The organism is Rhizobium esperanzae (assembly GCF_002204185.1).
Lineage (GTDB): Bacteria > Pseudomonadota > Alphaproteobacteria > Rhizobiales > Rhizobiaceae > Rhizobium > Rhizobium esperanzae.
Genome location: NZ_MXPU01000009.1, coordinates 61,007 through 83,965 on the forward strand (window position 1 = coordinate 61,007; position 22,959 = coordinate 83,965).

25 protein-coding genes are annotated in these 22,959 nt (G+C 61.7%); 10 read left to right on the forward strand and 15 right to left on the reverse strand.

All coding sequences use genetic code 11. The annotated features are described in order from the left end of the window. Position 1: 1 nt before the first annotated feature. The 5 genes from B5E41_RS15110 to B5E41_RS15130 form a co-directional block, all read right to left on the reverse strand. A complete protein-coding gene (locus B5E41_RS15110) occupies positions 2-265 on the reverse strand; it encodes a hypothetical protein (RefSeq protein WP_064813197.1) in 264 nt (87 codons plus the stop codon). A gap of 100 nt (positions 266-365) precedes the next feature. Next, a complete protein-coding gene (locus B5E41_RS15115; protein ID WP_064812620.1) occupies positions 366-596 on the reverse strand; it encodes a hypothetical protein in 231 nt (76 codons plus the stop codon). A 206-nt stretch (positions 597-802) separates the two neighbouring features. Continuing rightward, entirely contained in the window at positions 803-1,051 is a 249-nt protein-coding gene (locus B5E41_RS15120) for a hypothetical protein (protein WP_088394839.1), read from the reverse strand. Between the two features lie 66 nt (positions 1,052-1,117). Beyond that, the gene (locus tag B5E41_RS15125; RefSeq protein WP_088394841.1) at positions 1,118-1,525 is read right to left on the reverse strand and encodes a hypothetical protein; all 408 of its coding nucleotides are present in this window, start codon (positions 1,523-1,525) and stop codon (positions 1,118-1,120) included. 15 nt (positions 1,526-1,540) lie between these two features. Next, positions 1,541-1,831 carry a hypothetical protein gene (locus B5E41_RS15130; RefSeq protein ID WP_088394843.1) on the reverse strand — a complete coding sequence of 97 codons (291 nt, stop codon included), beginning with the start codon at positions 1,829-1,831 and terminating at the stop codon, positions 1,541-1,543. A 284-nt stretch (positions 1,832-2,115) separates the two neighbouring features. On the opposite strand from B5E41_RS15130, the gene B5E41_RS31305 reads away from it, so the two are divergent. Both B5E41_RS31305 and B5E41_RS31710 read left to right on the forward strand, forming a co-directional pair. Further along, positions 2,116-2,313, forward strand: coding sequence for a hypothetical protein (locus tag B5E41_RS31305; protein WP_141098769.1), 198 nt, complete (start codon positions 2,116-2,118; stop codon positions 2,311-2,313). 99 nt (positions 2,314-2,412) lie between these two features. Next, positions 2,413-2,604 carry a hypothetical protein gene (locus tag B5E41_RS31710; protein WP_176439399.1) on the forward strand — a complete coding sequence of 64 codons (192 nt, stop codon included), beginning with the start codon at positions 2,413-2,415 and terminating at the stop codon, positions 2,602-2,604. A gap of 122 nt (positions 2,605-2,726) precedes the next feature. On the opposite strand, the gene B5E41_RS31715 is transcribed toward B5E41_RS31710, so the two are convergent. From B5E41_RS31715 to treZ, 7 genes are all read right to left on the reverse strand, one after another. Then, positions 2,727-2,888: a hypothetical protein gene (locus tag B5E41_RS31715; RefSeq protein WP_164517833.1), complete on the reverse strand. Its 162-nt coding sequence runs from the start codon at positions 2,886-2,888 to the stop codon at positions 2,727-2,729. Between the two features lie 83 nt (positions 2,889-2,971). Further along, positions 2,972-3,160 carry a hypothetical protein gene (locus B5E41_RS15145; RefSeq protein ID WP_088394847.1) on the reverse strand — a complete coding sequence of 63 codons (189 nt, stop codon included), beginning with the start codon at positions 3,158-3,160 and terminating at the stop codon, positions 2,972-2,974. 9 nt (positions 3,161-3,169) lie between these two features. Next, on the reverse strand, positions 3,170-3,352 hold the full coding sequence (locus tag B5E41_RS15150) for a hypothetical protein (RefSeq protein WP_088394849.1): 183 nt from the start codon (positions 3,350-3,352) through the stop codon (positions 3,170-3,172). Between the two features lie 10 nt (positions 3,353-3,362). Continuing rightward, entirely contained in the window at positions 3,363-3,578 is a 216-nt protein-coding gene (locus tag B5E41_RS15155) for a hypothetical protein (protein WP_088394851.1), read from the reverse strand. A gap of 103 nt (positions 3,579-3,681) precedes the next feature. Continuing rightward, positions 3,682-3,882: a hypothetical protein gene (locus B5E41_RS15160; protein WP_088394853.1), complete on the reverse strand. Its 201-nt coding sequence runs from the start codon at positions 3,880-3,882 to the stop codon at positions 3,682-3,684. After that, entirely contained in the window at positions 3,879-5,804 is a 1,926-nt protein-coding gene (gene malQ, locus B5E41_RS15165; RefSeq protein ID WP_088394855.1) for a 4-alpha-glucanotransferase, read from the reverse strand. Before malQ ends, B5E41_RS15160 begins: the two co-directional genes overlap by 4 nt. A 13-nt stretch (positions 5,805-5,817) precedes the next feature. Further along, positions 5,818-7,590, reverse strand: a complete 1,773-nt coding sequence (gene treZ / locus B5E41_RS15170; protein ID WP_088394857.1) for a malto-oligosyltrehalose trehalohydrolase — start codon at positions 7,588-7,590, stop codon at positions 5,818-5,820. A gap of 255 nt (positions 7,591-7,845) precedes the next feature. On the opposite strand from treZ, the gene B5E41_RS31310 reads away from it, so the two are divergent. After that, complete coding sequence (locus B5E41_RS31310; RefSeq protein ID WP_141098770.1) at positions 7,846-8,319, forward strand: hypothetical protein; 474 nt, start codon at positions 7,846-7,848, stop codon at positions 8,317-8,319. Between the two features lie 68 nt (positions 8,320-8,387). Here B5E41_RS31310 and B5E41_RS15180 read toward each other — a convergent pair whose 3' ends face one another. Together B5E41_RS15180 and B5E41_RS15185 are read right to left on the reverse strand one after the other, a co-directional pair. Then, positions 8,388-10,061 carry a response regulator gene (locus B5E41_RS15180; protein ID WP_064812638.1) on the reverse strand — a complete coding sequence of 558 codons (1,674 nt, stop codon included), beginning with the start codon at positions 10,059-10,061 and terminating at the stop codon, positions 8,388-8,390. 10 nt (positions 10,062-10,071) lie between these two features. Next, positions 10,072-16,371, reverse strand: coding sequence for a HAMP domain-containing protein (locus B5E41_RS15185; RefSeq protein ID WP_088394859.1), 6,300 nt, complete (start codon positions 16,369-16,371; stop codon positions 10,072-10,074). A gap of 168 nt (positions 16,372-16,539) precedes the next feature. Between B5E41_RS15185 and B5E41_RS15190 the strand changes: the two genes are divergently transcribed. The 6 genes from B5E41_RS15190 (at position 16,540) to B5E41_RS15215 (ending at position 21,132) form a co-directional block, all read left to right on the forward strand. Further along, entirely contained in the window at positions 16,540-16,992 is a 453-nt protein-coding gene (locus B5E41_RS15190) for a hypothetical protein (RefSeq protein WP_088394861.1), read from the forward strand. A gap of 28 nt (positions 16,993-17,020) precedes the next feature. Beyond that, positions 17,021-17,302 carry a hypothetical protein gene (locus B5E41_RS15195; protein WP_011428574.1) on the forward strand — a complete coding sequence of 94 codons (282 nt, stop codon included), beginning with the start codon at positions 17,021-17,023 and terminating at the stop codon, positions 17,300-17,302. Positions 17,303-17,304: 2 nt separating this feature from the next. Continuing rightward, positions 17,305-18,168, forward strand: a complete 864-nt coding sequence (locus B5E41_RS15200; protein ID WP_088394863.1) for an alpha/beta fold hydrolase — start codon at positions 17,305-17,307, stop codon at positions 18,166-18,168. 143 nt (positions 18,169-18,311) lie between these two features. Beyond that, entirely contained in the window at positions 18,312-19,337 is a 1,026-nt protein-coding gene (locus B5E41_RS15205; RefSeq protein WP_088394865.1) for an ABC transporter substrate-binding protein, read from the forward strand. After that, positions 19,334-20,374, forward strand: coding sequence for a FecCD family ABC transporter permease (locus tag B5E41_RS15210; protein WP_088394867.1), 1,041 nt, complete (start codon positions 19,334-19,336; stop codon positions 20,372-20,374). The genes B5E41_RS15205 and B5E41_RS15210 overlap by 4 nt, the downstream gene beginning before the upstream one ends. Beyond that, the gene (locus B5E41_RS15215; RefSeq protein ID WP_088394869.1) at positions 20,371-21,132 is read left to right on the forward strand and encodes an ABC transporter ATP-binding protein; all 762 of its coding nucleotides are present in this window, start codon (positions 20,371-20,373) and stop codon (positions 21,130-21,132) included. The genes B5E41_RS15210 and B5E41_RS15215 overlap by 4 nt, the downstream gene beginning before the upstream one ends. Positions 21,133-21,150: 18 nt before the next feature. Here B5E41_RS15215 and B5E41_RS15220 read toward each other — a convergent pair whose 3' ends face one another. Continuing rightward, the gene (locus tag B5E41_RS15220; RefSeq protein WP_020919657.1) at positions 21,151-21,618 is read right to left on the reverse strand and encodes an Lrp/AsnC family transcriptional regulator; all 468 of its coding nucleotides are present in this window, start codon (positions 21,616-21,618) and stop codon (positions 21,151-21,153) included. Positions 21,619-21,771: 153 nt separating this feature from the next. Here B5E41_RS15220 and B5E41_RS15225 point away from each other — a divergent pair, with 153 nt between their 5' ends. Further along, positions 21,772-22,950: an amino acid aminotransferase gene (locus tag B5E41_RS15225; protein ID WP_088394871.1), complete on the forward strand. Its 1,179-nt coding sequence runs from the start codon at positions 21,772-21,774 to the stop codon at positions 22,948-22,950. Positions 22,951-22,959: the final 9 nt, after the last annotated feature.

Below are 22,959 nucleotides of genomic sequence, written 5' to 3' on the forward strand. Positions count from 1 at the left end.
TCTAATCGAAAAGCTCACCGTGGCCAATCTGCTCCCGCTTGCCTGGCACATCGCTAATCGCAGGGTCGTCGGCAGGATCGGGATCCTTTTTATTGGCTTCGGTCAAAAACCGCGCCGCCTCAAGGAATGCAACCGAGATTTCCTCGGTTCCCCAACCGGCTTCATTGGCGGCTGCAATCAGCCGCTCCAAAGCGTCGCGTGCAGCAACGCTCGCTTCTTCGAAGCGCTGAGCGGGAGCCTCGGCTTTTGGCGGTGGAAAGGTCATCGGCGTTCCCTCCATGATCTGGCTATCAGGATGAACGCAGCTCTTCCGAAATGGATGCACGACGAAGACGATTTAGCGGCGGATGTGCCGGCTTTCTCGATCAGATCACCGTCTGCAACAAAAACGGGGAACGCTCCAGCGGGCGCTGAGCAAGGATTCTCAACATCGCCGGACCTTGTATGCCGGTTGTCGTGCGCGAGCGGCCGTCGTGATAAACGACCGTCATAACATGATTGCGAATATCATAGCGTATCTCAGCGATCGTCCGGGTGTGAACCGGAAATACAAATTCGTCGGGCTCAGATATTTGCCCGGATGTTTCCAAAGTCATCGCGATGCCCCAACGATAACAGCGCCCCTGTTCCTCGTCCCCCGTTCCATGCACTCGGCCGGAAATCACAAGCGCTAAGCGGCCCAATCAAGCATATATTGCTTCCATGGTCGCGTGACATCGGCGTGACATGCAGTTGCGCGCCAAAAAAGCAGTTACAAAACAGCTACTTATTGAGGAGACGAGCGTCTGCGAAAGCCACGCATTTAGTGCAACGTCGTCTGTAACGCATGGACACGAGCAGCCTGCGGCCAGCGTTCGCTCCTGCGCGCGAGCGACCGGACAGCCTCCTCGACCGCAAGAACCGCGTCCTTCAGCCGCTCGATCTCATTATGGAGTTCATATCTCTCGACCTCACCGAGATCATGCCTGTCAAGCAGCCCTCTCGCCGCTTCGATCAAGCGCTCCGCGCGCCGGACAATATCGAGAGCGCTTCGTATAAGGACGTCGAGCATGCATTTTCCCTCCTTGCCTGACAGAGAGTCGGGCAGAATCGGGATGCTGGCAATCCTAAAATCTTATCAGATCCGCCCGCGCATCCTGTCGTAGAAATCCCTGAGATCTCGCAAGGCCGACGGCTCACGGTGGCGCGGTGAGGAGAGCTGACGTGAGGCAAACACCAACAAACCCGCGACACCAGCCATGAGGGCAACCGTCGAGAGCGGATAATGTTTCACCAGAGCCTCGGTCTCGCGGACCGCTTTTCCCGCGCCGCTCTTCGCTGAACGCCCGGCACTGATGACCTGTTGCTGCAGCCTGTCAACCTGTTGCCTGAGAGCGCTCAATTCTGTGTGCAAATCGCCCTCGGCCTGGCGGGGGACCCCGACAGAGGCGGTGTTGATATCAACGATCGCTTTCGGAACAGGCTCGCCGATCTTGGCTCCCTCGGTGTCGAGCGTAGTCCCCACAGTGTTCTTGCGGCGCGGCATGATCAGGTTTCCTCTCTAGTCGTCATCGAACGAAAAAACCGGTCGGTAGTGGCGCTCGGCGATCAGCAAGCTCCGGTCGGGCCGGATGATGTAGATCTCCTCGACTTGCCGCCCCCATTGATCCGTAAAGGTGTGCGGGAAGGATGAACCGATCGGCGATCTCGTCAACTTTGTGCGCGGTTGCCCATGATAGGTAATGCTGCCTGGAATTGGGGCCAGCCCCGCCGACGAGTAGCTGCCTGCGCTGGTCGTGCAACCCGTCAGCGCGATGGCCAGAACCAGCCCAAGCCGCATGCTTGACCTCATCGAATCCTCCGGCTGCTTCGGCATTCGCCTGTCGCACAAATAACAAGGCGCGGCGGACATTGTTCCAGAATCCGGTGGCAATAGGCGGGAGTTCCTCTTCGAACAGGAACAACCGTGCCATGGCATCGTTCGACCGGCAAAGGAGATGCCACATAAACGACGAAGCACCGATCCGACCAAGGCTCCCCGCGGGGACCCGCCATGCGTTTGGTCACCCGGGCCGGCGCCGGACGTTCCGAGACCGAGGCAGGGCCGCCGCCCGAAAGACCATTCTGGATCATATCATGGCTGACGTCATCGAGGTCGATTTCCACCTGGTTTGGCAATATCCTGTTTTCATCCGCACCGCAGAGCGCGAGGAGAAACGCATAGAAGGTCCGGACGCGGCACTCGACGTGCTGAACCATCCATTGCTGCCGGTGTCCTTGCCTGAAGCAAGGGAAGCTCGGCACGCCGCTCGAAACAGCTGGTCCGTGCGCTAACGCACCAAGGAAACAGTGCCGCTTGGTCACAAACAGCGCGGGCATTATCTTCATCAAATGAAGGGCGACGATATTAAGCGGCAATCGTGGTGGGCGTTCATGGCGATTTTCTACAGACCGATACTACCGCAGGATTTCAGATGCCTGTCGAAGGCTGTGATGAGCTGGTATCGCCATTTCGGCGTCTCGGTGAGCGAACACGGCAGCCAGATCCTGTGCAGCGCCGCCATCCAGCTCTTCAATGACGGCAAGACCGATGTCGACGACCTCGCCGCACAGTCGATCCACTAACGTCTTTTCGAAAGCTGGAATCTCGCTTGCGCAAACGAGCCGACGGACTCGAGTGACACCGCAGCGGCCGAAGATGTCGGCATCCGAGCGTGAATGATCCTGGCCCGCCGTCAACCGGACAGCTAAAGCTCGTCGCTGCGACGCTTTACCGCGTGTTTTACAGCCAGCAAATGTCGCCGCCGTTCGATCATGTAGTCAGCATAACCGACGCAGATGTAAAGCAATGTCGGGCCGGCGTAGATGACGATGAGAGCCAGTGCAACAAGGATGAATGCGGTCGTCATGGTCTGTTTTCCGTCATGTTGATCATGTGAAGCGGTGGACCTCGTGCCTTGGGCTCATCAGGTTCCACCGCCAGGTCTGTCCCTCACTTCTCTCTTGCATCATTGGTGTGGTGGCGATCATGCTCACCGCCGCCGCCGGAAACCTTGCTTCGCGTACGTCTGTCCGGCTCGGCTGCCGGCTTCGGTATCTCAAGCGGCGCCTTGGCGTTTTCGTGGGATGCGCCTGGGCCGCCCTGGCGGATAGTCGATGGGCTCTTCTTCGAGGTAGACATCGATGCCTCCTACCTGTCCTGCTGGTAACCCTGATGGGTTGTGTTGACTTTGGTATTTCCTTGTTGACCTTTCTTTTCAGGGTTTTCGCTGCCGCCTGCCATCGCAGGATCCTCTGGCTCGGTCCGCGCCGGCTTGCCGGCTCCCTTGTTGCTGACGTTGTCGGCGGGCATGGGGGGTAATCTGCTGCTCATAACCTTGTCCTCATTTAGGATTCCGATTGGAGCTGTGATCCGAGTATTGCTCGGTCTGAACAGTCTTGCCGTCGAGGCCGCGCGCTTTGGAGTGCCGGGTCTTGTCACGGTTCGAAAGAACCGTGTTCTCGGGAAGTTTTTCCTCGTCGAGATTGGTCATCGCGCCGCTTCCGTCGCCCTTCCCCTTCGCGCCCGCGCCAATGTGCTTCCGGTCGGCATGTGCCATGGTTTTCTCCTTCCATTTATGGATTCAAACACGCCAGGCCCATGGAGGTTCCGGGATGTGAAACTCAAATCGCCTGACGCTCGAGCGGACAAGCCGAGACATCCTAAGGCTTGTCCAGGTGCCGCTGCAGTTCGTCCTTGGGAATGAAATTGTCGGTGCTACCCGGCTCATGATCGGGATGCGATACCTTCACGTCGAGATCGTCAGGAAGCGACAATCCCTGCTTGGCGTTCATGATGCCCAGCGGCACCCGTCCTTCCTCGGTTTCTGCGGCAACTTCGACAAGTGGTCTTCTGGCTTTCATCTCGGCGGTCCTCTATTCGAAATCCGCCTGCTCGCCGATCGTTCCCTTGCCGCGTGAATCCGTGGCCTTTCTTCCCGCATCGCCGCCGCAATGCAATGCAGCAGAGGGATCGACGCCAGCTCCTCCAACGACAGCGACAACTTCGGCCTCCAATTAGGGTAGCTGTCGCTCGTGCCAGGAATATTGGTGGGCCTTTTCTCGTCGGTCAGGTCGGCAAGCCGAACCGCGACGAGAAGCGACGGAGTACGGGCGATGAAGCGGTAGGCGCTGACGGTCAATTCTCTCAAGGTCTCCCGGCTTGCCCTTGCACTGAGACGAGCCGGCACGTCGATGCCGGCAGCGCGGAGCGCCGCCTTCAGATTTCGTCGCTCGCGCCGGCGGTGCTGGAGATGTTTTGCCGTGAGATCGGGCGGCACGATGCCGTGGTCGCGGCGATCCTGGATGTCGGCGCCACGCCACCAGCCGGCAAGCGTCTGATGGTCGTGCGTCGAAATGCAGGTCAGGCCGAAAACGGGATAGGCATCCGGCGGCTTGAAGCCTTTCTCGTCCTGTTCATAGGAGAGAATGCGATACGAAAGGATCTGCGCCGCCGCGAGCTCGTCAGGCAAATCCGGCGGGATCATTCCCAACGCTTCACCGATAACGAGGCATCGATGCTCGGTGGACGTCTCGGCCAGGATCTGCAGAAGCCGATGCTGGGGATAGCGGACATAGGCGCCGCCATCCGGCCTGCTGCCGAGCGGCACCAGAAAGAGGCGCCGGAGCGCCGGGGCGTGATCGATACGGATCGCACCGGCATAGCGCATGGCGGCGCTTACCATGCGCCGGTAAGGCGAGCCGTCTCCCGCAGCGATCGCGGAAGGCAAATATCCGGCAAGATGCCAGTCCTGCCCCTCTATGGCGAACGGATCGGGAGGGCTGCCGATGGTCGCTTTCGAAATATAGACATCCGGCTCGCTCCATGTCGCCGATCCGTCGACCGCCTCACCTACGGCGAGATCGAGATAAAGCCCGATCCGCAGGCCGGCTTCGCGCGCTCGGTCCGCTACCTGCAGCAACTGCCGGTGGGCGAGCCACTGCAGCCACATATGGAAGCAGACCTCGTCCGCATGCCCACGCTCGAATTCAGCGACGGCGGCGCTGTCAGAGCGCCGGAAATCTGCGGGCCATGCCTGCCAACCGGCGCCTGCCCCGCGTTCCGCTATAGAAAGCGAAAGACATTCAAAGAGCGCATGGCGCCGCAAGCTGTTACCGCCTCGCGTGACGAAGGCATCGAAATCAACCGGATCGTAGGTTTCATCGGTTGCACCTGCCTGCGGCCAGGCGCGCCAGAGGTCCCGCAGAGTTCCAAGCTTGGCCCTCGCAACTCCGGCATAATCGACGAGGTCGCTCTGACGAAGTCCCTCCAGTTGCCGTTCGAGTTCGACACTACTGACAAAACCTGGCAATCGATCGACCGCGATATAGAGCGGGTTGAGATGCTGACGGCTTGAAGGTTCATAGGGGCTGCAGCGATCGGGATCGGCAAGAAATGGTGCGTGAAGCGGATTGAGGCCGATGAAATCAGCGCCAAGCTTCCCCGCCAGGTCGGCCACATCGGACAGATCCCCGAAATCTCCGATGCCCCAGTTTCGTGCCGAACGCAGTTCGTAAAGCTGCAGGCTAATCCCCCAGATGCGTGTCTTGAAGAGGAAGTCCGGCAGAAACGACTTAGGGATCGTCTTATCCGCCCGCTCCGGCTGCTGCTCCCGTCGCGGTCCCTTCGTCTCGCGATCGGTGGGTGCCGACAGTTCAACTTCCAATGCCGAGAGTATCTTGCGTTTGGTGTCGGCGGAAATCGCCACCTCGCGATCGTCGGGACTGGGCCTGGTCGGGCTGATCCCGTATTGCCGGGCGAGCCTGTCGAGTTCGGCGGATTTCATCGTCCGATCGCCTTCATGTCAGGCCCTCACCTTTCGAGATGCTCCAGATCACCGTCCAGGGCGCCAGTCGGCCTCCGTCGCTGCCACCCAGGCGGAAGATCGTTTCGCCTTCGTCATGCCGCGAGAGAGGCGGCGCCGCCTCGCCGCCGAGATTGGCATGCAGATGAAGGCGCCGGTCGCCGGCCAGGGCCCAATCCACCGCGAGCGTTGCACCTGCCGAGCGATAGACCCCATTTCCGCCGCCGGCGCCTTTCAGCAGGGGTACGATCCGTCGATGCCGGAGGTCGAGAAGCATCCTGTAGAATTCAAGCATTTCCGATGAGGTACGTTTCGACCAGTCGAGCTTGGCGGCCGCAAAGGTCGACGGCGCCGTCGGATCTAGAAGCTCGTCAGAGTCGAAACCCGGCAGGCGCGAAAGCTCCTCGCGCCGGCCCTTCCTGACCTTCTCGTTCAGGCCCTCGTCGAAATCGCAGAAAAACGGAAAAGGCTCTCGCGCACCCCATTCCTCACCCATGAACAGCATCGGTATCTCAGGTGCCAGCAGGTAGATCGATGTGACAGCCTTGACGGCATCCGTCGGGCTCGAAGCCATAATCCGGTCCCCCAGCGCCCGGTTGCCGATCTGGTCATGATTCTGGATAAAGGACACGAAGGCGGTGGGCGGCAGATGGCCGCTCGGCCTGCCTCGGCTCCCACCGCGGTAGGGCATATGCTCGCCCTGAAACACGAAACCTTCCGCCAGCGCGCGGCCGAGCTTATCGGCATCACCGGCGTAGTCGGCATAATAGCCGAAGGTCTCTCCGGTCGCAGCGATATGCAGCACATGGTGCAGGTCGTCGTTCCACTGGGCGGTGAACAGCCGCGCCGCGCCGCTCTCATCGCGCTGCAGCAGGTCGCTGTCGTTCTCCTCGTTCTCAACGATCAGGTGAACTTGCCGGTCACCGGCCGCTGCCCTGACACGACGGGCGAGCGCATGCAGAAGATGCTCCCTGCTGTCGTCCTTGATCGCATGGACGGCATCGAAGCGAAAACCATCGAGTCGGAACTCGGTGATCCAATAGATGGCGTTCTCGATGATGAATTCGCGGATCATCTCGGAGCCGTCGCCGTCATAATTGACGCCGCGGCCCCAGGGCGTCTTGTGATGATCGGTAAAGAGCGGCGCGTAGGACGGGATATAATTTCCCTCCGGTCCGAAGTGATTGTAGACCGCGTCGAGGAAGACCGAGATGCCGCGCTCATGCGCCCCATCTACCAGCTCCATCAAATCTTCCGGCCGGCCGTAGCTGCTGTCGGGTGCATAGGGAAGCACGCCGTCATAGCCCCAGCTATAGCGGCCCGGGAATTCAGCGACCGGCATGATCTGCAGCGCCGTCACGCCCAGTTCCCGCAGATGGTCGAGACGCTCGATCACGGCCCTGAAAGTTCCCTGCGCTGTGAAGCAGCCGATATGCAGTTCGTAAATGATCATCTCCTCCCAGGGCCGGCCCCTCCAGGCAGTGGTCTTCCAGCGGTAGGCAGAAAGATCGACCACCTCGCTCGGGCCATGCACATCCTCAGGCTGGAACCGTGAGGCGGGATCGGGAACCCCGAGACCATCCGGCAGCACGAAACGGTAGCGCGTGCCGACGCCGGCTTCCGCGACCACGCAGCGATGCCAGCCATCGTCGTCCGCCTGCATCGGACGCAGGTCCGCGCCTTCGATCCTCAATAACACGCAGTCATGCAGAGGAGCCCAGATTCGGAACAGAATGCCGTCTTCGCTGAATGCGGGGCCAAACGTCATTTTGGTCAAGGGACAGCCTTTGATAACGAACGGGAACTGGGTAACTTGCACGGCAGCAAAAAGTTTCGTCTGCAAGCCGGATGAGGGAAGCGGCGAGTCACTCCGCCAGCGTGGGACTCGCGTCTGTCGAGCAGGGCCCGACGGTGCTCGCATGGATGATATCAGTTTTGATAACGTGACACAGGAAACTGACGGCGATCGTGACGGTCAATAGTCAAGAGCAGAAACGGGGCACAATGGAGCGAAGGTGATGCCGTGAAATATATTCTGGGCCTTACGTCTATTTTACTTTTCACCGGAATGCAGGCACCGAATTTACCTGAAGGTTTTTCGATACGGTCTCTAGGATCCATTGAAGGTGAATGTCCAGCCTTCGGCAAAAGCTCGCCGGATGCCGCACTGATATTTGAATGCGATGGGAGCAGGCGAACCTTAAGGATTGCAAAGACTCTTAAACTTGACGGCTCTTCATACATGAAAGATCCAGATCCCCATGCAAAGGAAATCTTGCTGGACATTGGCAAGATCATCAATGAAGAGTTGCATATCGAAAATCGCCTTCTAAAATTTTGCGATCCGTCGGTGGACAGTCTCGGCAGATGTAAGACTGTGTACACCTTGAGCGGTTCGACAAATTTCGAAGAGGCGGCTTTGGCGATAAACCCCAAAGATAATAAGATTGATAGCTTCTCGTACTTTCTCATCATCGCTTGGGAGCGAGGCAAATAAAAAGGCGGCCCCACCGCCGCTTCAGTCTCAGCCCAACGTTCGGCCGAGCCTGCCACTCGCTTCGTCCATCACGCTGCCGCGACCTTGTTCCTCAGCGCCTCGTCCATGGCCGCTTGCAGCTGCTCTTGCGTGAACGGCTTCGCCATCCTGAGCATCCGGCCGAGCCCCTGATCCTCGGCAAGCTCGACATAGCCTGAGGCGAGGATCACGGGCAGGTTGGGGAAGGCTGAACGAAGGTGGCGCGCGAGCTCGGCGCCGGTCATGCCCGGCATGGCATGATCGGTGATGACGAGATCACACTTCTGTCCGCCGGCGAGGAATTCCAGGGCCTGGGTAGCGGAAGCCGCCTCCCGCGGCAGGTGTCCGAGATCCTCCAGCATTGCCACGGTCCCAGTCCTGACGAGCGCATCGTCGTCGACGACGAGGATGGCAAGCGATCGCGAGACCGATTTCAGGGGTTCCACGGCCGCAGGCACGACCGCCGGCTGCGCCTTGGCAATGCTCTGCGCGACCGGCAGCCAGAGCGAGACGGTCGTGCCCTTACCTCTCGTGCTCGAAATCTGGATCGAACCGCCCGATTGCGCTGCCAGGCCGTGCACCATCGACAGGCCGAGCCCGGTGCCCTTGCCGATCCCCTTCGTGGTGAAGAATGGCTCGGCGGCGCGCAGAACCGTCGCTTCGTCCATCCCTTCGCCGTCATCCGAGACCGATATCTTGATGTAATTCCCGCCTGCAAGACCAGCCGGCCGGACCTCCTCCGCCGCAGCCGCGACGGTCACTGCACCGCCGCTTTCGAGCGCATCCCGCGCATTGACGAAGAGGTTGAGGAGCGCCAGTTCCAGCTGATTGCTGTCCACCAGCAGTGGCTCCAGATCCGCTGGGATGCGCTTGCGGATCTCGACCCGCGGTCCGACCGCCTTGGCGAGCAGATCCTCGACGTTTTCGAACAGCCGGAGAAAGTCGACCGCCTGCGGCTTCAGCTCCTGTCGGCGCGCGAAGGCAAGGAGGCGCTGGGTGAGCGCCGTACCGCGTTCGGCCGCCTGGATGGCGTTCGTCACCAGGCGTTCGCTTCGCTCATCCGCCGGAAGCCGCTTCTTCAGCAGACTGAGGCTGCCGAGCACCGCCATGAGAAGATTGTTGAAATCGTGCGCCACGCCGCCTGTCAGGTGGCCGATCGTATCGAGCTTCTGCGCCTCGAAGAGCTGCGCCAGCGCCTCCTCACGCTCGCGCGTCCTTTGGTCGATGCGGTGCTCGAGCTCCTCGTTCAGCTGGCGCAACTGCGCCGCCGACGCTTCGAGCTCGGCGGTGCGCTGGTGCACCCTCGCCTCCAGTTCGGCATTTAGACGTTCGAGTTCCCGCGTCTTCCGGTAGAGATCGGCAAAGACCCTGACCTTGGCCCTCAGCACTTCGGGCACGATCGGGACGGAGACGTAGTCGACGGCGCCGACCGCATAGCCGCGCAGCCGGTCAGGCTCGGCCAGCATAACGGCGGAGACGAAGATGATCGGCGTATTCTGATAGCGCGGGTGCTGCCGGATCATGCCGACGAGCTCAAATCCGTCCTGTTCCGGCATGCAGACGTCGACGAGGATCACGGCGATCTCGCTGCGCAGCAGGTGCTCGAAGGCTTCGCGGGCGGATTGAGCCTTGATGAGGTTTTCCTCGAGCTCTTCGAGAATGACTTCGTAGCTCAGGAGCTTCGCGGGCTGGTCGTCGACGAGGAGGATGTTGACGGGGTTCATGGCCGGATCCTCAGCGGTGCAACCACATGCGCAGAGCCGACAGGAGCTGCTCGGTGTTGACGGGCTTCGCCAGGTAATCCGACGCACCCGCCTCCAGGCATTTCTCCCTGTCACCCTTCATCGCCTTGGCCGTCAGTGCCAGGATCGGCAGCCGCCGGAAGCGGGGCTCAGAACGGATGACCTGCATCGTCTCATAGCCGTCCATCCCGGGCATCATGATGTCCATCAGCACGATCGCCACCGAGGGCTCTGTGTTGATGACGTCGATCGCCTCGCTGCCCGTCGTCGCGGTCAGCACCCTCATCCCCCGGCGTTCGAGAACGCTGCTCAGCGCAAAGATGTTGCGGGCATCATCGTCGACGAGCAGCACGGTCTCGCCGACAAGATCCTCGTCCGAGCTGTGCAATTCCTGCAGCGTCGCTTGCTTTGCGGCCGGCAGGTCGGCAACCACCCGATGCAGGAAAAGCGCCGTCTCGTCGAGCAGGCGTTCGGGCGACTCCACGCCCTTCACCACGACGCTGCGAGCCATGCTGTGCAGTGTCGCATCTTCCTCAGGCGAAAGCTCCCGGCCGGTGAAGACGACCACCGGCACTTCGGCGATCTCGGCGTCATCGCGGATCTGCTCCAGCACTTCGAAGCCCGACATGTCAGGGAGCGTGAGGTCGAGCACGACACAATCGGCAGAGCCTTGCCGGAGAACGGCGAGCGCCTCCGATCCGGAGCCGACGCTGGTTATGTCGATGTCGTCGTGGCCAAGAAGAGCGGTGACGCTCATGCGCTCGGCTTCGTTGTCTTCCACCAGCAGCAGCTGCTTGCGGCGCGGCTCAGCATAGGCCTTCAGCCGCGACAGCGCCCTGCCGAGTCCTTCCGGCGTCGTCGGCTTGCTCATGAAGGCAAAGGCGCCGCGGGTCAGCCCATGCTGGCGGTCCTCGTCGAGGCTGATGATCTGCACCGGAATGTGCCGCGTCTGCGGGTTCTGCTTGAGCTGGCTCAGCACCGTCCAGCCGAGCATGTCTGGCAGGAAAATATCGAGCGAAATCGCCGACGGCTTGTATTCCTGCGCCAGCGTCAGGGCATCGCTGCCGCGCATCGCCACCAGTACCTTGAAACCGTTGTCGCGGGCGAGATCGACGAGGACGCGGGCATAATGCGCATCGTCTTCGACGATGAGCAGCACGGAGTCGCCGGGCTCGATCCGGTGACGGTCGTCCGCGACATTTTCGACCGGTTTCTCAGCCCGACGGGCAGCCGCCTCGGCGAACTCGACGACGTTCGCCGCTGCCGGAGTGGACTTCGGCGCCACCGCGCCGGCGCCGACATAGGTGAGCGGCAGGTAAAGCACGAAGGTGCTGCCGACACCCGGCGCGCTGCGCAGCTGGATCTCGCCGCCGAGCAGGTTTGCCAGTTCGCGGCTGATCGCCAGCCCCAGGCCGGTGCCGCCATACTTGCGGCTGGTCGAGGCATCGGCCTGCTGGAACGCCTCGAAGATGATGCGCTGCTTTTCGGGCGGTATGCCGATGCCAGTATCGACCACTTCGAAGGCGATGACGGAGGGCGCGTGCCGCAGCGAAGGATGCTCCGGCGACCAGCCGCTTGTCACTGATGCAACGCGAAGCGTGACGCCGCCCTGCGCGGTGAACTTGAAAGCGTTAGAGAGCAGGTTCTTGAGGATCTGCTGCAGCCGCTTCGAGTCCGTGATGATACTCTTCGTGACGTCGGCGCCGACTTCGACTGCGAAGGAGAGGTTGCGGTTTTCAGCCTCGTGCCGGAACGGCCGCGCCATCACTTCAAGCAGGTTGCTGACGAAGATCTCCTCGGCATCGACCGAGACCGTGCCGGACTCGATCTTCGACAGATCGAGAATGTCGCTGATGAGATTGAGCAGATCAGTGCCGGCGCCGTGGATCGTCTTTGCGAACTCGACCTGCTTGGCCGACAGGTTGCCGTCCGGGTTTTCCCCGAGCTGCTGGCCGAGGATGAGGATCGAGTTCAAAGGCGTGCGCAGCTCGTGCGACATGTTGGCGAGGAACTCGGATTTGTATTTCGAGGTTAGCGCAAGCTCGGTGGCCTTTTCCTCGAGCGCGCGCCGCGCCTGCTCGATTTCCTGGTTCTTCGCCTCGACTTCGACGTTGCGTTCCTCGAGCTGCTGCGCCTTCTGGCCGAGCTGCTCGTTGGTCTGCTGCAGCTCGCGCTGCTGTGTCTGCAGTTCAGCGGCGAGCTGCTGCGATTGCTTGAGAAGGCCTTCGGTCTGCATCGTCGCTTCGATCGAGTTGAGCACGATACCGATCGACGTGGTCAGCTGGTCGAGGAAGGAGAGCTGCAACTCGGTGAATTCGCCGGCAGAGGCAAGCTCGATCACCGCCTTCACCTGGCCCTCGAAATGCACCGGCAGCACGATGGCACTTCTGGGCAGCGTGGTGAACACGCCGGAGCTGATCGGGACGACGTTCTCGGGCAGATCGGTGACCAGGATGCGGCGGGCATCGCTCGCGCACTGGCCGACGAGGCCCTGGCCGAAGTCGAGCCGCGGCGGATGCGCCGCCTGGACCCCTTGCGCATAGACGGAGAGCAGCGACAGGAATGGCTGGCTCTCGTCGGCATCGACCTGGTAGATCACGCCCTGATGTGCGCCGACCAGCGGCGCCAGCTCCGACAGCAGCATCTTGCCGACCAGCGTCAGATCGCGTTGGCCCTGCAGCATGTTGGTAAAGCGCGCCAGATTGGTCTTCAGCCAATCCTGCTCGGTGTTGCGCTCCGTCGTCAGGCGCAGGTTGTCGATCATCGTGTTGATGTTGTCCTTGAGCTCGGCCACTTCGCCGCGCGCATCGACCTTGATCGAGCGCGTCAGGTCGCCCTTGGTGACGGCGGTGGCGACCTCGGCGATGGCGCGCACCTGGGTCGTCAGGTTGGCGGCAAGCAGGTTGACGTTGCCGGTCAGGTCCTTCCACGTTCCCGCGGTACCGGGCACATTCGCCTGGCCGCCGAGGCGGCCCTCGACGCCGACCTCGCGCGCCACTGTGGTCACCTGGTCGGCGAAGGTCGCGAGCGTATTGGTCATGTTGTTGATGGTTTCGGCAAGGGCTGCCACCTCGCCCTTGGAGGCGACGGTGAGGTTCTGCTTGAGGTCGCCGTTCGCCACCGCCGTCACCACCTTGACGATACCGCGCACCTGTTCGGTCAAGTTGGCGGCCATGACGTTGACGGTGTCAGTCAGATCCTTCCAGGTGCCGGCGACACCGGGCACCTGCGCCTGGCCGCCCAGCTTGCCTTCGGTGCCGACTTCGCGAGCCACACGCGTCACCTCGCCGGCAAACGCGTTGAGCTGATCGACCATGGTGTTGATGGTGTTCTTCAGTTCAAGGATTTCGCCCTTCACGTCGACGGTGATCTTGCGCGAGAGGTCGCCACGCGCCACCGCCGTCGTCACTTCGGCGATATTGCGAACCTGGGTCGTGAGGTTGGCGGCGAGCAGGTTGACGTTGTCGGTCAGGTCCTTCCACGTGCCGGCGACACCGGGAACGACGGCCTGGCCGCCGAGCCGGCCGTCGGTACCGACTTCGCGCGCCACACGGGTTACTTCGCCGGCGAAGGAGCGAAGCTGGTCGACCATGGTGTTCAGCGTATCCTTCAGGAGCAGGATCTCGCCGCGCACGTCGACGGTGATCTTGCGCGACAGGTCGCCATTGGCGATCGCGGTCGCCACCTCGGCGATATTGCGCACCTGCGCCGTCAGATTGCCGGCCATGGAGTTGACACTGTCGGTCAGGTCCTTCCAGGTGCCGGCGACACCGGAAACCTGGGCCTGGCCGCCGAGCTTGCCTTCGGTGCCGACTTCGCGGGCAACGCGCGTCACTTCGCCGGCGAAGGCGTTGAGCTGGTCCACCATCGTGTTGATGGTGTTCTTCAGTTCGAGGATTTCGCCCTTCACGTCGACGGTGATCTTGCGCGAGAGGTCACCGCGCGCCACCGCGGTGGTGACTTCGGCGATGTTGCGCACCTGGCCTGTCAGGTTCGAGGCCATCGAGTTGACGTTTTCGGTGAGGTCCTTCCAGGTGCCGGCGACGCCCGGCACCTGCGCCTGACCACCGAGCTTGCCCTCGGTGCCGACTTCGCGGGCAACACGGGTGACTTCCGATGCGAAGCGGTTCAGCTGATCCACCATGGTGTTCAGCGTTTCCTTGAGCTCGAGGATTTCGCCCGAAACCGATACCGTGATCTTCTTCGACAGGTCGCCATTGGCGATCGCGGTCGAGACTTCGGCGATGTTGCGCACCTGCGCAGTCAGGTTGCCGGCCATGGAATTGACGCTGTCGGTCAGGTCCTTCCAGGTGCCGGCCACACCGAGCACGTTGGCCTGGCCGCCGAGCCGGCCTTCCGTGCCGACCTCGCGCGCCACGCGCGTCACTTCGCCGGCGAAGCCGTTCAATTGGTCGACCATCGTATTGATGGTTTCTTTGAGTTCGAGGATTTCGCCCGACACCGGCACGGTGATCTTCTTGGAAAGGTCGCCCTGGGCGACGGCAGTCGCGACTTCGGCGATGTTGCGCACCTGGCCGGTCAGGTTGGACGCCATGGAATTGACGCTGTCGGTCAAATCCTTCCAGGTGCCGGCGACGCCGCGCACGTTGGCCTGACCGCCGAGCCGGCCTTCCGTGCCGACCTCACGCGCCACACGCGTCACTTCCGAAGCGAAGGCGTTCAACTGGTCGACCATCGTATTGATAGTTTCCTTGAGTTCGAGAATTTCCCCCTTCACGTCGACGGTGATCTTCTTCGACAGGTCGCCATTGGCGATCGCAGTCGAAACCTCCGCGATGTTCCGCACCTGCGCCGTCAGGTTGCCGCCCATCGAGTTGACGTTTTCGGTCAGATCCTTCCAGGTGCCGGCGACGCCACGTACGTTCGCCTGACCGCCGAGCCGGCCTTCCGTGCCGACTTCGCGGGCCACACGCGTTACTTCCGAGGCGAAGGCGTTCAGCTGGTCGACCATCGTGTTGATGGTCTCCTTCAGCTCGAGGATTTCGCCCGACACCGTCACCGTGATCTTCTTCGACAGGTCGCCATTGGCGATGGCCGTGGAGACTTCGGCGATGTTGCGTACCTGTGCCGTCAGGTTCGACGCCATCGAATTGACGTTGTCGGTCAGGTCCTTCCAGGTGCCGGCCACACCTGGCACCTGCGCCTGGCCGCCGAGGCGGCCCTCGGTGCCGACTTCGCGCGCCACACGCGTCACTTCGCCGGCAAAGCCGTTCAACTGATCGACCATCGTATTGATGGTTTCCTTGAGTTCGAGGATTTCGCCCGAGACGTCGACAGTGATCTTGCGCGACAGGTCGCCGCGCGCAACCGCCGTCGTCACCTGCGCGATGTTGCGCACCTGCGCCGTGAGATTGCCGCACATGGCGTTGACGCTATCGGTCAGGTCTTTCCAGGTGCCGGCGACGCCGGGCACCAATGCCTGCCCGCCGAGCTTGCCTTCGGTGCCGACTTCGCGGGCGACGCGCGTCACTTCGGAGGCGAAGGAGCGCAACTGGTCGACCATGGTATTGATCGCCTCCTTCAGCTGCAGGATTTCGCCGCGCACGTCGACGGTGATCTTCTTGGAAAGGTCGCCGTTCGCAACCGCGATCGTCACTTCCGCGATATTGCGCACCTGCGCCGTCAGGTTCGACGCCATTGAGTTGACGCTTTCGGTCAGGTCCTTCCAGACGCCCGTCACCTCGGGCACCTGCGCCTGTCCGCCGAGCTTTCCGTCGGTCCCGACTTCGCGGGCGACGCGCGTCACCTCGGAGGTGAAGACGCTGAGCTGCTTGATCATCGTGTTGACGATGTCGGCCGAGCGCAGGAATTCGCCTTTGAGCGCCCGCCCGTCGACATCGAGCGGCACGGTCTGCAGCAGATCACCCTTGGCGACCGCGGTGATCGTGCGCGTCACCGCCGTCGTCGGCCAGAGGAGGTCGTCGATCAGGCCGTTGATCGAGCCTTCCATTTCCGACCATGAACCATCCGACAGGCCGAAGCGCACGCGCGTGCTCGTCCGCCCGTCCCGGCCGACGACCTGGCCGACATGTTCGAGCTGCTGGGCCATACGTTGATTGGCGGCGATGATGTCGTTCAGCGCATCGGCGACCTTGCCGGTAACCCCGGTCAGGTCGGAGCGCATGCGCACGGAAAAGTCGCCGCGTCTGACCGCAACCAGCACCTCTAAAAGGGCGCTGGCATCGTCGAACCCCATGCTTTTGTGGTCGTGCCCGTTGAGGCTCTCGGCCGCAGCGTCGTCGCGCGAAAATTCACCGGTTTGCGTGCTCACGGAATCCCCCCTGTTCGAACGAAAGTAATTAGTGCACGACTGGAAAAAGTGTATGGGTGTGCCGCTGGGTTGCAGCGCCGGTCTCGACCCACGTCGAGCCAGCAAACTTTGCCTGCGCTGGAACAGTTTCCGGCCGGCCGTCGTTTCCGTCCTGACAAGGAGAGCGACATGTCGAACGTCTCAAGAACAGGCAAAGACGAGATCAACAACGCGACCAGCGCCACCACCTTCGGAAGATCGGTCGAGAGCCAGGCGCAGATGCAGGATGCTGCAGCGGAGGCGGCGCCGGAAGCCGGCGGAGCAATGCTCAACATCTATCGGCTGGAGCCGATTGCCAAAATCGACGATCCGAGATGGGGTAATGCCCCGAACCACGGCACCGTCGTGGTTGCCGCCTTGACGCCGGGCGACGCCAGGATCGTCGCCGCCGCACGCGAACTCGATTTCATGGAGGTGGACGCGGCACCGGCCGAAGACGTCACGACGGCAAACGCCAGCGCCTTCCGCGACGATAAGCTCTATACTGTGATCGAGATCGACCGGAATAGGCGCGATCTCAAGCGCGGCATTCTTGACGGAACTGTATCAGTCGACACAATTCGGCCGGTCGAGCCGGACTAGGCATCCTTTCCTACCATTGGGGGTTCTCATGAATACTGCCAATCTGCAGCTCAAAGGCTTGATCATGGCGATGGCCTCGATTTGCGACGCAATCGTCGAGAAGGAATTGCTCACACGCGGGGAAATCGATGCCGCGCTCGCGAAGGCTCAAAAGGCGATCCAGGAAGATGACGACCATGAGTTGTCCGGCGCCAACCTCGCGGCGATCCTGTTTCCGATTCGCGTGCTGCAGCTTGCCGGCGAAGCCGGCAGGAAGGGCGAAGGGGCGACATTTTCGGACTATGCCAAGCTCGTTGGAAAGCTGAGCTAAGCGTGTTTGAAGGCTTTTCTCTCGAGGCGGTCGATGTCGGGCCGGGATCGCTTCGCGTCCGCCGCGGCGGCTCAGGACCCGCCGTTCTTCTGCTTCACGGCCACCCCAGGACACATATGACCTGGGGCAAGGTGGCGGACCTGCTTTCACCCGATCACACGGTCGTCTGCCCCGATCTCCCCGGCTTCGGCCGCTCCTATCAGCCCGGCGATGCTTCCGACAGCAGAAATTCTTCCAAGCGAGCTAAGGCCGAAGCGCTCATCGAGCTGATGCGGCGACTGGGTCACGAGAACTTCGCGGTGGTCGGCCATGACCGCGGGAGCCTCACTGCCTTCCGCATGGCAATGGACCATCCAGATCGCGTAAGGAAACTCGTCATTGTCGACGCCATTCCCGTCATCGAACATCTCGAACGTGCCGACTGGAAATTTGCGCGGGACTGGTACCACTGGTTCTTCTTCGCCCAGAAGGAAAGACCGGAGCGGGCGATCTCCGCCGATCCCCTCGCGTGGTACGACAAACTTTCGCCCGCGCTAATGGGCCCCCAAGCCTATGAAGATCTCATCGACGTCATCCACGATCCTCACGTCATCCACGGGATGATCGAGGATTACCGCGCCAGCCTCAGCATCGACCATCTGCACGACGGTGATGACCGCGCCGCCGGCCGCAAAATAATCTGCCCGATGCTCTGCCTCTGGTCGCTGCGCGACGATATGGAGCAGATCTATGGCGATCCAGTCGCGATCTGGCGCAACTGGGCTAGGGACGTGCGCGGCTTCGGCATAGACAGTGGACACCATGTGGCCGAGGAGAATCCGGCAGCACTCTCGCAGGCCATCCGGGAGTTTCTCGAAAACGGATAGGGTGAAGGCCCAAGCGCTCTCCATCGCGCTGGCAATGTCCCGTTCTGACGATTTCTGCGATAAGTTGATAAATTTGGTCTTGTTTCCGAGCCGATCCTATGGCTATAGGGCGACCGCAGATACTTACGCACCGGGATATTTACGTGACCAGCTTCAAATCACTTCTTGCCGCATGTGGCCTCTCCGCCCTGATCGGTCTTGCCGCACCCCCATGTTACGCGGGGTCGACGGCCTACCCATTGACCCTCGAGAACTGCGGCATACAGGTCACGTTCAAGAAGGCGCCCGAGCGGGCGATCGGGCTTGGCCAGAACAGTGCGGAAATCCTGCTGCTGCTCGGCCTTCAGGACAAGATGGTCGGCACGGCCTTCTGGCCGAGCAAGGTCCTGCCGCAGCTTGCCGAAGCCAATGCCAAGGTCAAGCTCCTGACTGTGGAGATGCCGACCTTTGAATCCATGCTCGCCGAAAATCCCGATTTCGTGGCGGTGGCTCTGCCGAGCCTCGTCGGCCCGAACAGCAAGATCGCCAAGCGCGAAGATTTCGACAAGGTTGGCGTTTCAACTTATCTCTCGCCGAGCACCTGCCTCAGCACCAAGGACGTCAAGGATCAGTATGGCAGCCGCGGCGAGCTGTGGAACATGGATCTCCTCTACAAGGAGATCGACGAACTATCTCAGATTTTCGATGTCGTCGATCGCGGCCAGGCGCTGATTGCCGATTTCAAGGCGCGTGAAGCCAAGCTACGCGGCAGCGTTGTCAAGGACGGCCAGAACCTGTCCTACGTCTTCTGGTTCTCCAGCCCCAGCCCGTCGGCCGACGCCTATGTCGGCGGCAAGAACAGCGCCTCCGGCTTCATCGCCGACCTGCTTGGCGGCCATAATGCGATCACCGCGGATGCGGAATGGCCGACCGTCGGCTGGGAAGGCATCATCGCCGCCAATCCCGACGTCATCGTCGTTGCCAGCCTCGACCGCAACCGCTGGGAGCTCGACAAGCCCGAGGCCAAGATCAACTTCCTGAACACCGATCCGGCCGTCAGCCAGATCCCGGCCGTCAAGAACAAGGCGCTCGTCGTAATGGACGGCCAGGCGATGAACCCGACCATCCGCACGATCTACGGCGCCGAGCAGGTTGCCGAGCAGCTGAAGGCCCTCGGTCTCCTGAAGTGACCGACGAAGGCCGTCTCTTCCGACAGCTGGGAGCGGTCACCGTACTGCTCCTGGTTTCCCTCTGCCTCATCGCTGTCGCCATCGGCGTCAGCGTCGGGATCGGCGACCTGCCGATCCCGCTTGCGACCACCTTCTCGGCCGTCACCAACCGGCTCGGCTGGACTGCGGTCGAGCTGAACCGCATCCATGAGACCGTCATCTGGGATTATCGGCTCAGCCGCGCGCTCGTCGCCGCCTTCTGCGGCGCGGGACTGGCGCTATCAGGCGCCATCATGCAGTCGCTGCTGCGCAATCCGCTCGCCGAACCCTATGTGCTCGGCATCTCGGCCGGCGCCTCCACCGGTGCCGTCACGATCGTCATCTTGGGCGTCGGTGCCGGCGCTGTATCGCTTTCCGCAGGGGCCTTTGCCGGCGCCTTTGCGGCCTTCTTCTTCGTGGCGCTGCTGTCGAACGGCACCCGTGGCGGCGCGGACCGCACCATCCTTGCCGGTGTCGCCGCATCGCAGCTCTTCAACGCCTCGACCTCCTATATCGTCACCACCTCGGCCAATGCGCAGCAGGCCCGCGATGTCATGTTCTGGCTGCTCGGCAGCTTCAGCGGCGTGCGCTGGCCGGAATTCGCGCTGGTCTCGATCGTCGTCGGCTTCGGCCTCGCCGCCTGTCTGCTTTACGCCCGCGTGCTCGACGCCTTCGCTTTCGGCGATGAGGCGGCATCCTCGCTCGGCGTCAATGTCGGCCGCGCCAGAATGGCGCTCTTTGCGCTGACCGCGATGATGACGGCGACGATCGTCAGCATGGTCGGCTCGATCGGCTTCGTCGGCCTGGTCGTGCCGCATGTCGCCCGTTTCGTCGTCGGGCCGCTTCATATCCGCCTGCTGCCGGCCTGCGCCATATCAGGAGCGATCTTCATGGTGCTCGCCGATATCGCCGCGCGCGCCCTCATTCCCAACCAGATCCTGCCGATCGGCGTCGTCACGGCGCTGGTGGGCGTGCCCTTCTTCTCGATCATTCTCTACCGGTTCCAGCGCGCGTCATGAGCATCAAGGCCGACAACCTCACCTGGAAAATTGGCAGGAAGACCATTCTGGACGGCGTTTCCATGGAGGCGCAGCCCGGCCGGATGCTCGGTCTGCTTGGGCCGAACGGCTCCGGCAAGACCTCGCTGCTGCGGCTTCTTGCCGGCCTGAAGCGGCCGCATTCCGGCCGCGTCACGCTCGACCGGAGCGATATCGGCACGATCAGCCGCCGCTCGATCGCCCGGCGCATCGCCTTCGTCGAGCAGCACGCGACGACGAACGCCAATCTCAAGGTCGTCGACGTCGTCAAGCTCGGGAGATTCCCGCACCGGTCTATGTTTTCGGGCTGGACGAGAGCCGACGAAGAGGCTGTCGAGGCCGCGCTCGCGCGCGCCGGCATGGCGGAAAAGCGCGACGAGCGCTGGCAGAGTCTGTCGGGCGGCGAAAAACAGCGCACCCACATCGCCAGGGCGCTTGCTCAGTCGCCGCAGGAATTGATCCTCGACGAACCGACAAATCATCTCGACATCCAGCACCAGATCGGCCTGATGCGGCTCGTCTCCGGCCTGCCGATCACCAGCATCGTCGCCCTGCACGATCTCAACCATGCCGCCATGTTCTGCGATCAACTCATCATTATGCAGCAGGGCAGGATCGTCGCCTCCGGCGCGCCTGAGGAGGTGTTGAGCGAGACGCTGCTGCGCGAGGTCTTTTCGGTCGAGGCCCGCATCGAAGCCTCCCCCTATCATTCGCGCCCGCACATCCACTATATCAAGTGAGAGCGGCTGGAGCTGCCCTCAGGTCACGATCTGCAGCGGCAAAGCGGTCGTCTTTTTGATCGTCTTGAGGACGATGCTCGATTTGACCGATGCCAGATTGTCGGTGACCCGGATCATTCTTTCGAGAAACTGGCTAAGATGGTCGAGGTCGCGCGTCATGACCTTCATCAGAAAGTCGGCGTCACCCGTCTGCGAATAACATTCCAGGATCTCCGGCGCAGTCTCGATGAAACGATGCAGCCTCTCGTTTCCGCCTTCCGTATGCGCTCGCAGGCTGACAAGCGTATGGGCAACGACGGTGAAGCCTAGCTTCACCGGATTGAGGATGGCGACGACGCTCTGAATATATTGCTCGTTGCGCAGCCTTTCCAAACGGCGGGCGCATTGAGTCGCCGAGAGATTGACCTTCTGAGAGAGTTCGCCCTGCGTCAGCTCGCTGTTCTGCTGGAGAGCGGCGAGCAGTTTGATATCAAATGGGTCAAGCATGATCATCGGCCCCGAATGCGGTGAGTTTCTGCGCATTATACCGATACCGGGCAGATTATCTGCACAATTGCGTCTAAACAGGAGAATAATCGCAGAAATTCGTCGCGATAGTTCCGCTAATCTTCGGCAACTGACGTGGAACTGGAGGTGACAGTGTTTGACCAACTGAACAGTCGGCCGGCCGATAGCCTGCTCGCACTCATCAAGGCCTTCCAGGCCGACGATCGTCCCGGAAAGATCGACCTCGGCGTCGGCGTCTATCGCGACGCCATGGGACGCACGCCCGTTATGCGGGCCGTCAAGGCGGCGGAGCAGTTTCTCCTGGAGACGCAGGACAGCAAGAAATATCTCGGCCCCGAGGGTGATCTGCAATTCGTGCGCCTGCTTGAGCCGATCATCTTCGGCAACTCGCCGAAATTCGCCCAACGGCTCGCCGGCATTCAAACGCCGGGCGGCAGCGGCGCGCTCCGTCTCGGCGCGGAACTCATCCAAACGGCAAACCCCTCGGCAAAGGTTCTCTTGGGAACGCCGAGCTGGCCTAATCATACGCCGATCTTCGCTTCGGCACGCTTGGACGTAAAGGAATATGCCTTCGTCGACCTGACGTCACAGCAGGTGACGTTCGAAAGCGTCGTCTCCGCTTTGTCATCCGCCAGGGAAGGCGACGTCGTGCTGCTTCATGGTTGCTGCCATAATCCGACCGGCATCGATTTCACCATGGAGCAGTGGCGAGAGATTACCGATCTCCTCGTTGCGCGCAGGCTCGTGCCCTTCATCGATCTTGCCTATCAGGGGCTGGGCGATGGTCTCGAACAGGATGCCGCGCCGACGCGCATGATCCTCGACGCGGTCGAGGAAGCGCTGATCGCCTATTCCTGCGACAAGAACTTCGGCCTCTATCGCGAACGCGTCGGCGCGCTCTATGTCATGGCCCGCAATGCCGATGACGTCAGAAAGGCGGAAAGCAACATGGCGGCGCTTGCCCGCGTCAACTGGTCCATGCCGCCGGATCATGGCGCCGCCGTTGTCAGAACCATTCTCGAAAGCCCCGAAATGACGGCGATGTGGCACGCTGAACTCGACGGGATGTGCGAACGTATCAACGGCAATCGCGCAGCGCTGGCAGCTGCATCGCCCGACCTTTCCTTCATCAGCCGGCAACGCGGCCTGTTCTCAAATCTCTCCATGCGCAATGAAACGGCGGTCGCGCTTAGGGCAAACCATGGCATCTACATGGCGGATTCCGGGCGCATGAATCTCGCCGGCATGCAGCCCGCCGATGCCGGTGTCATCGTCGCCGCGCTCCGGGCCGAAGGCTGCCTGAAATCATAACCGAACACA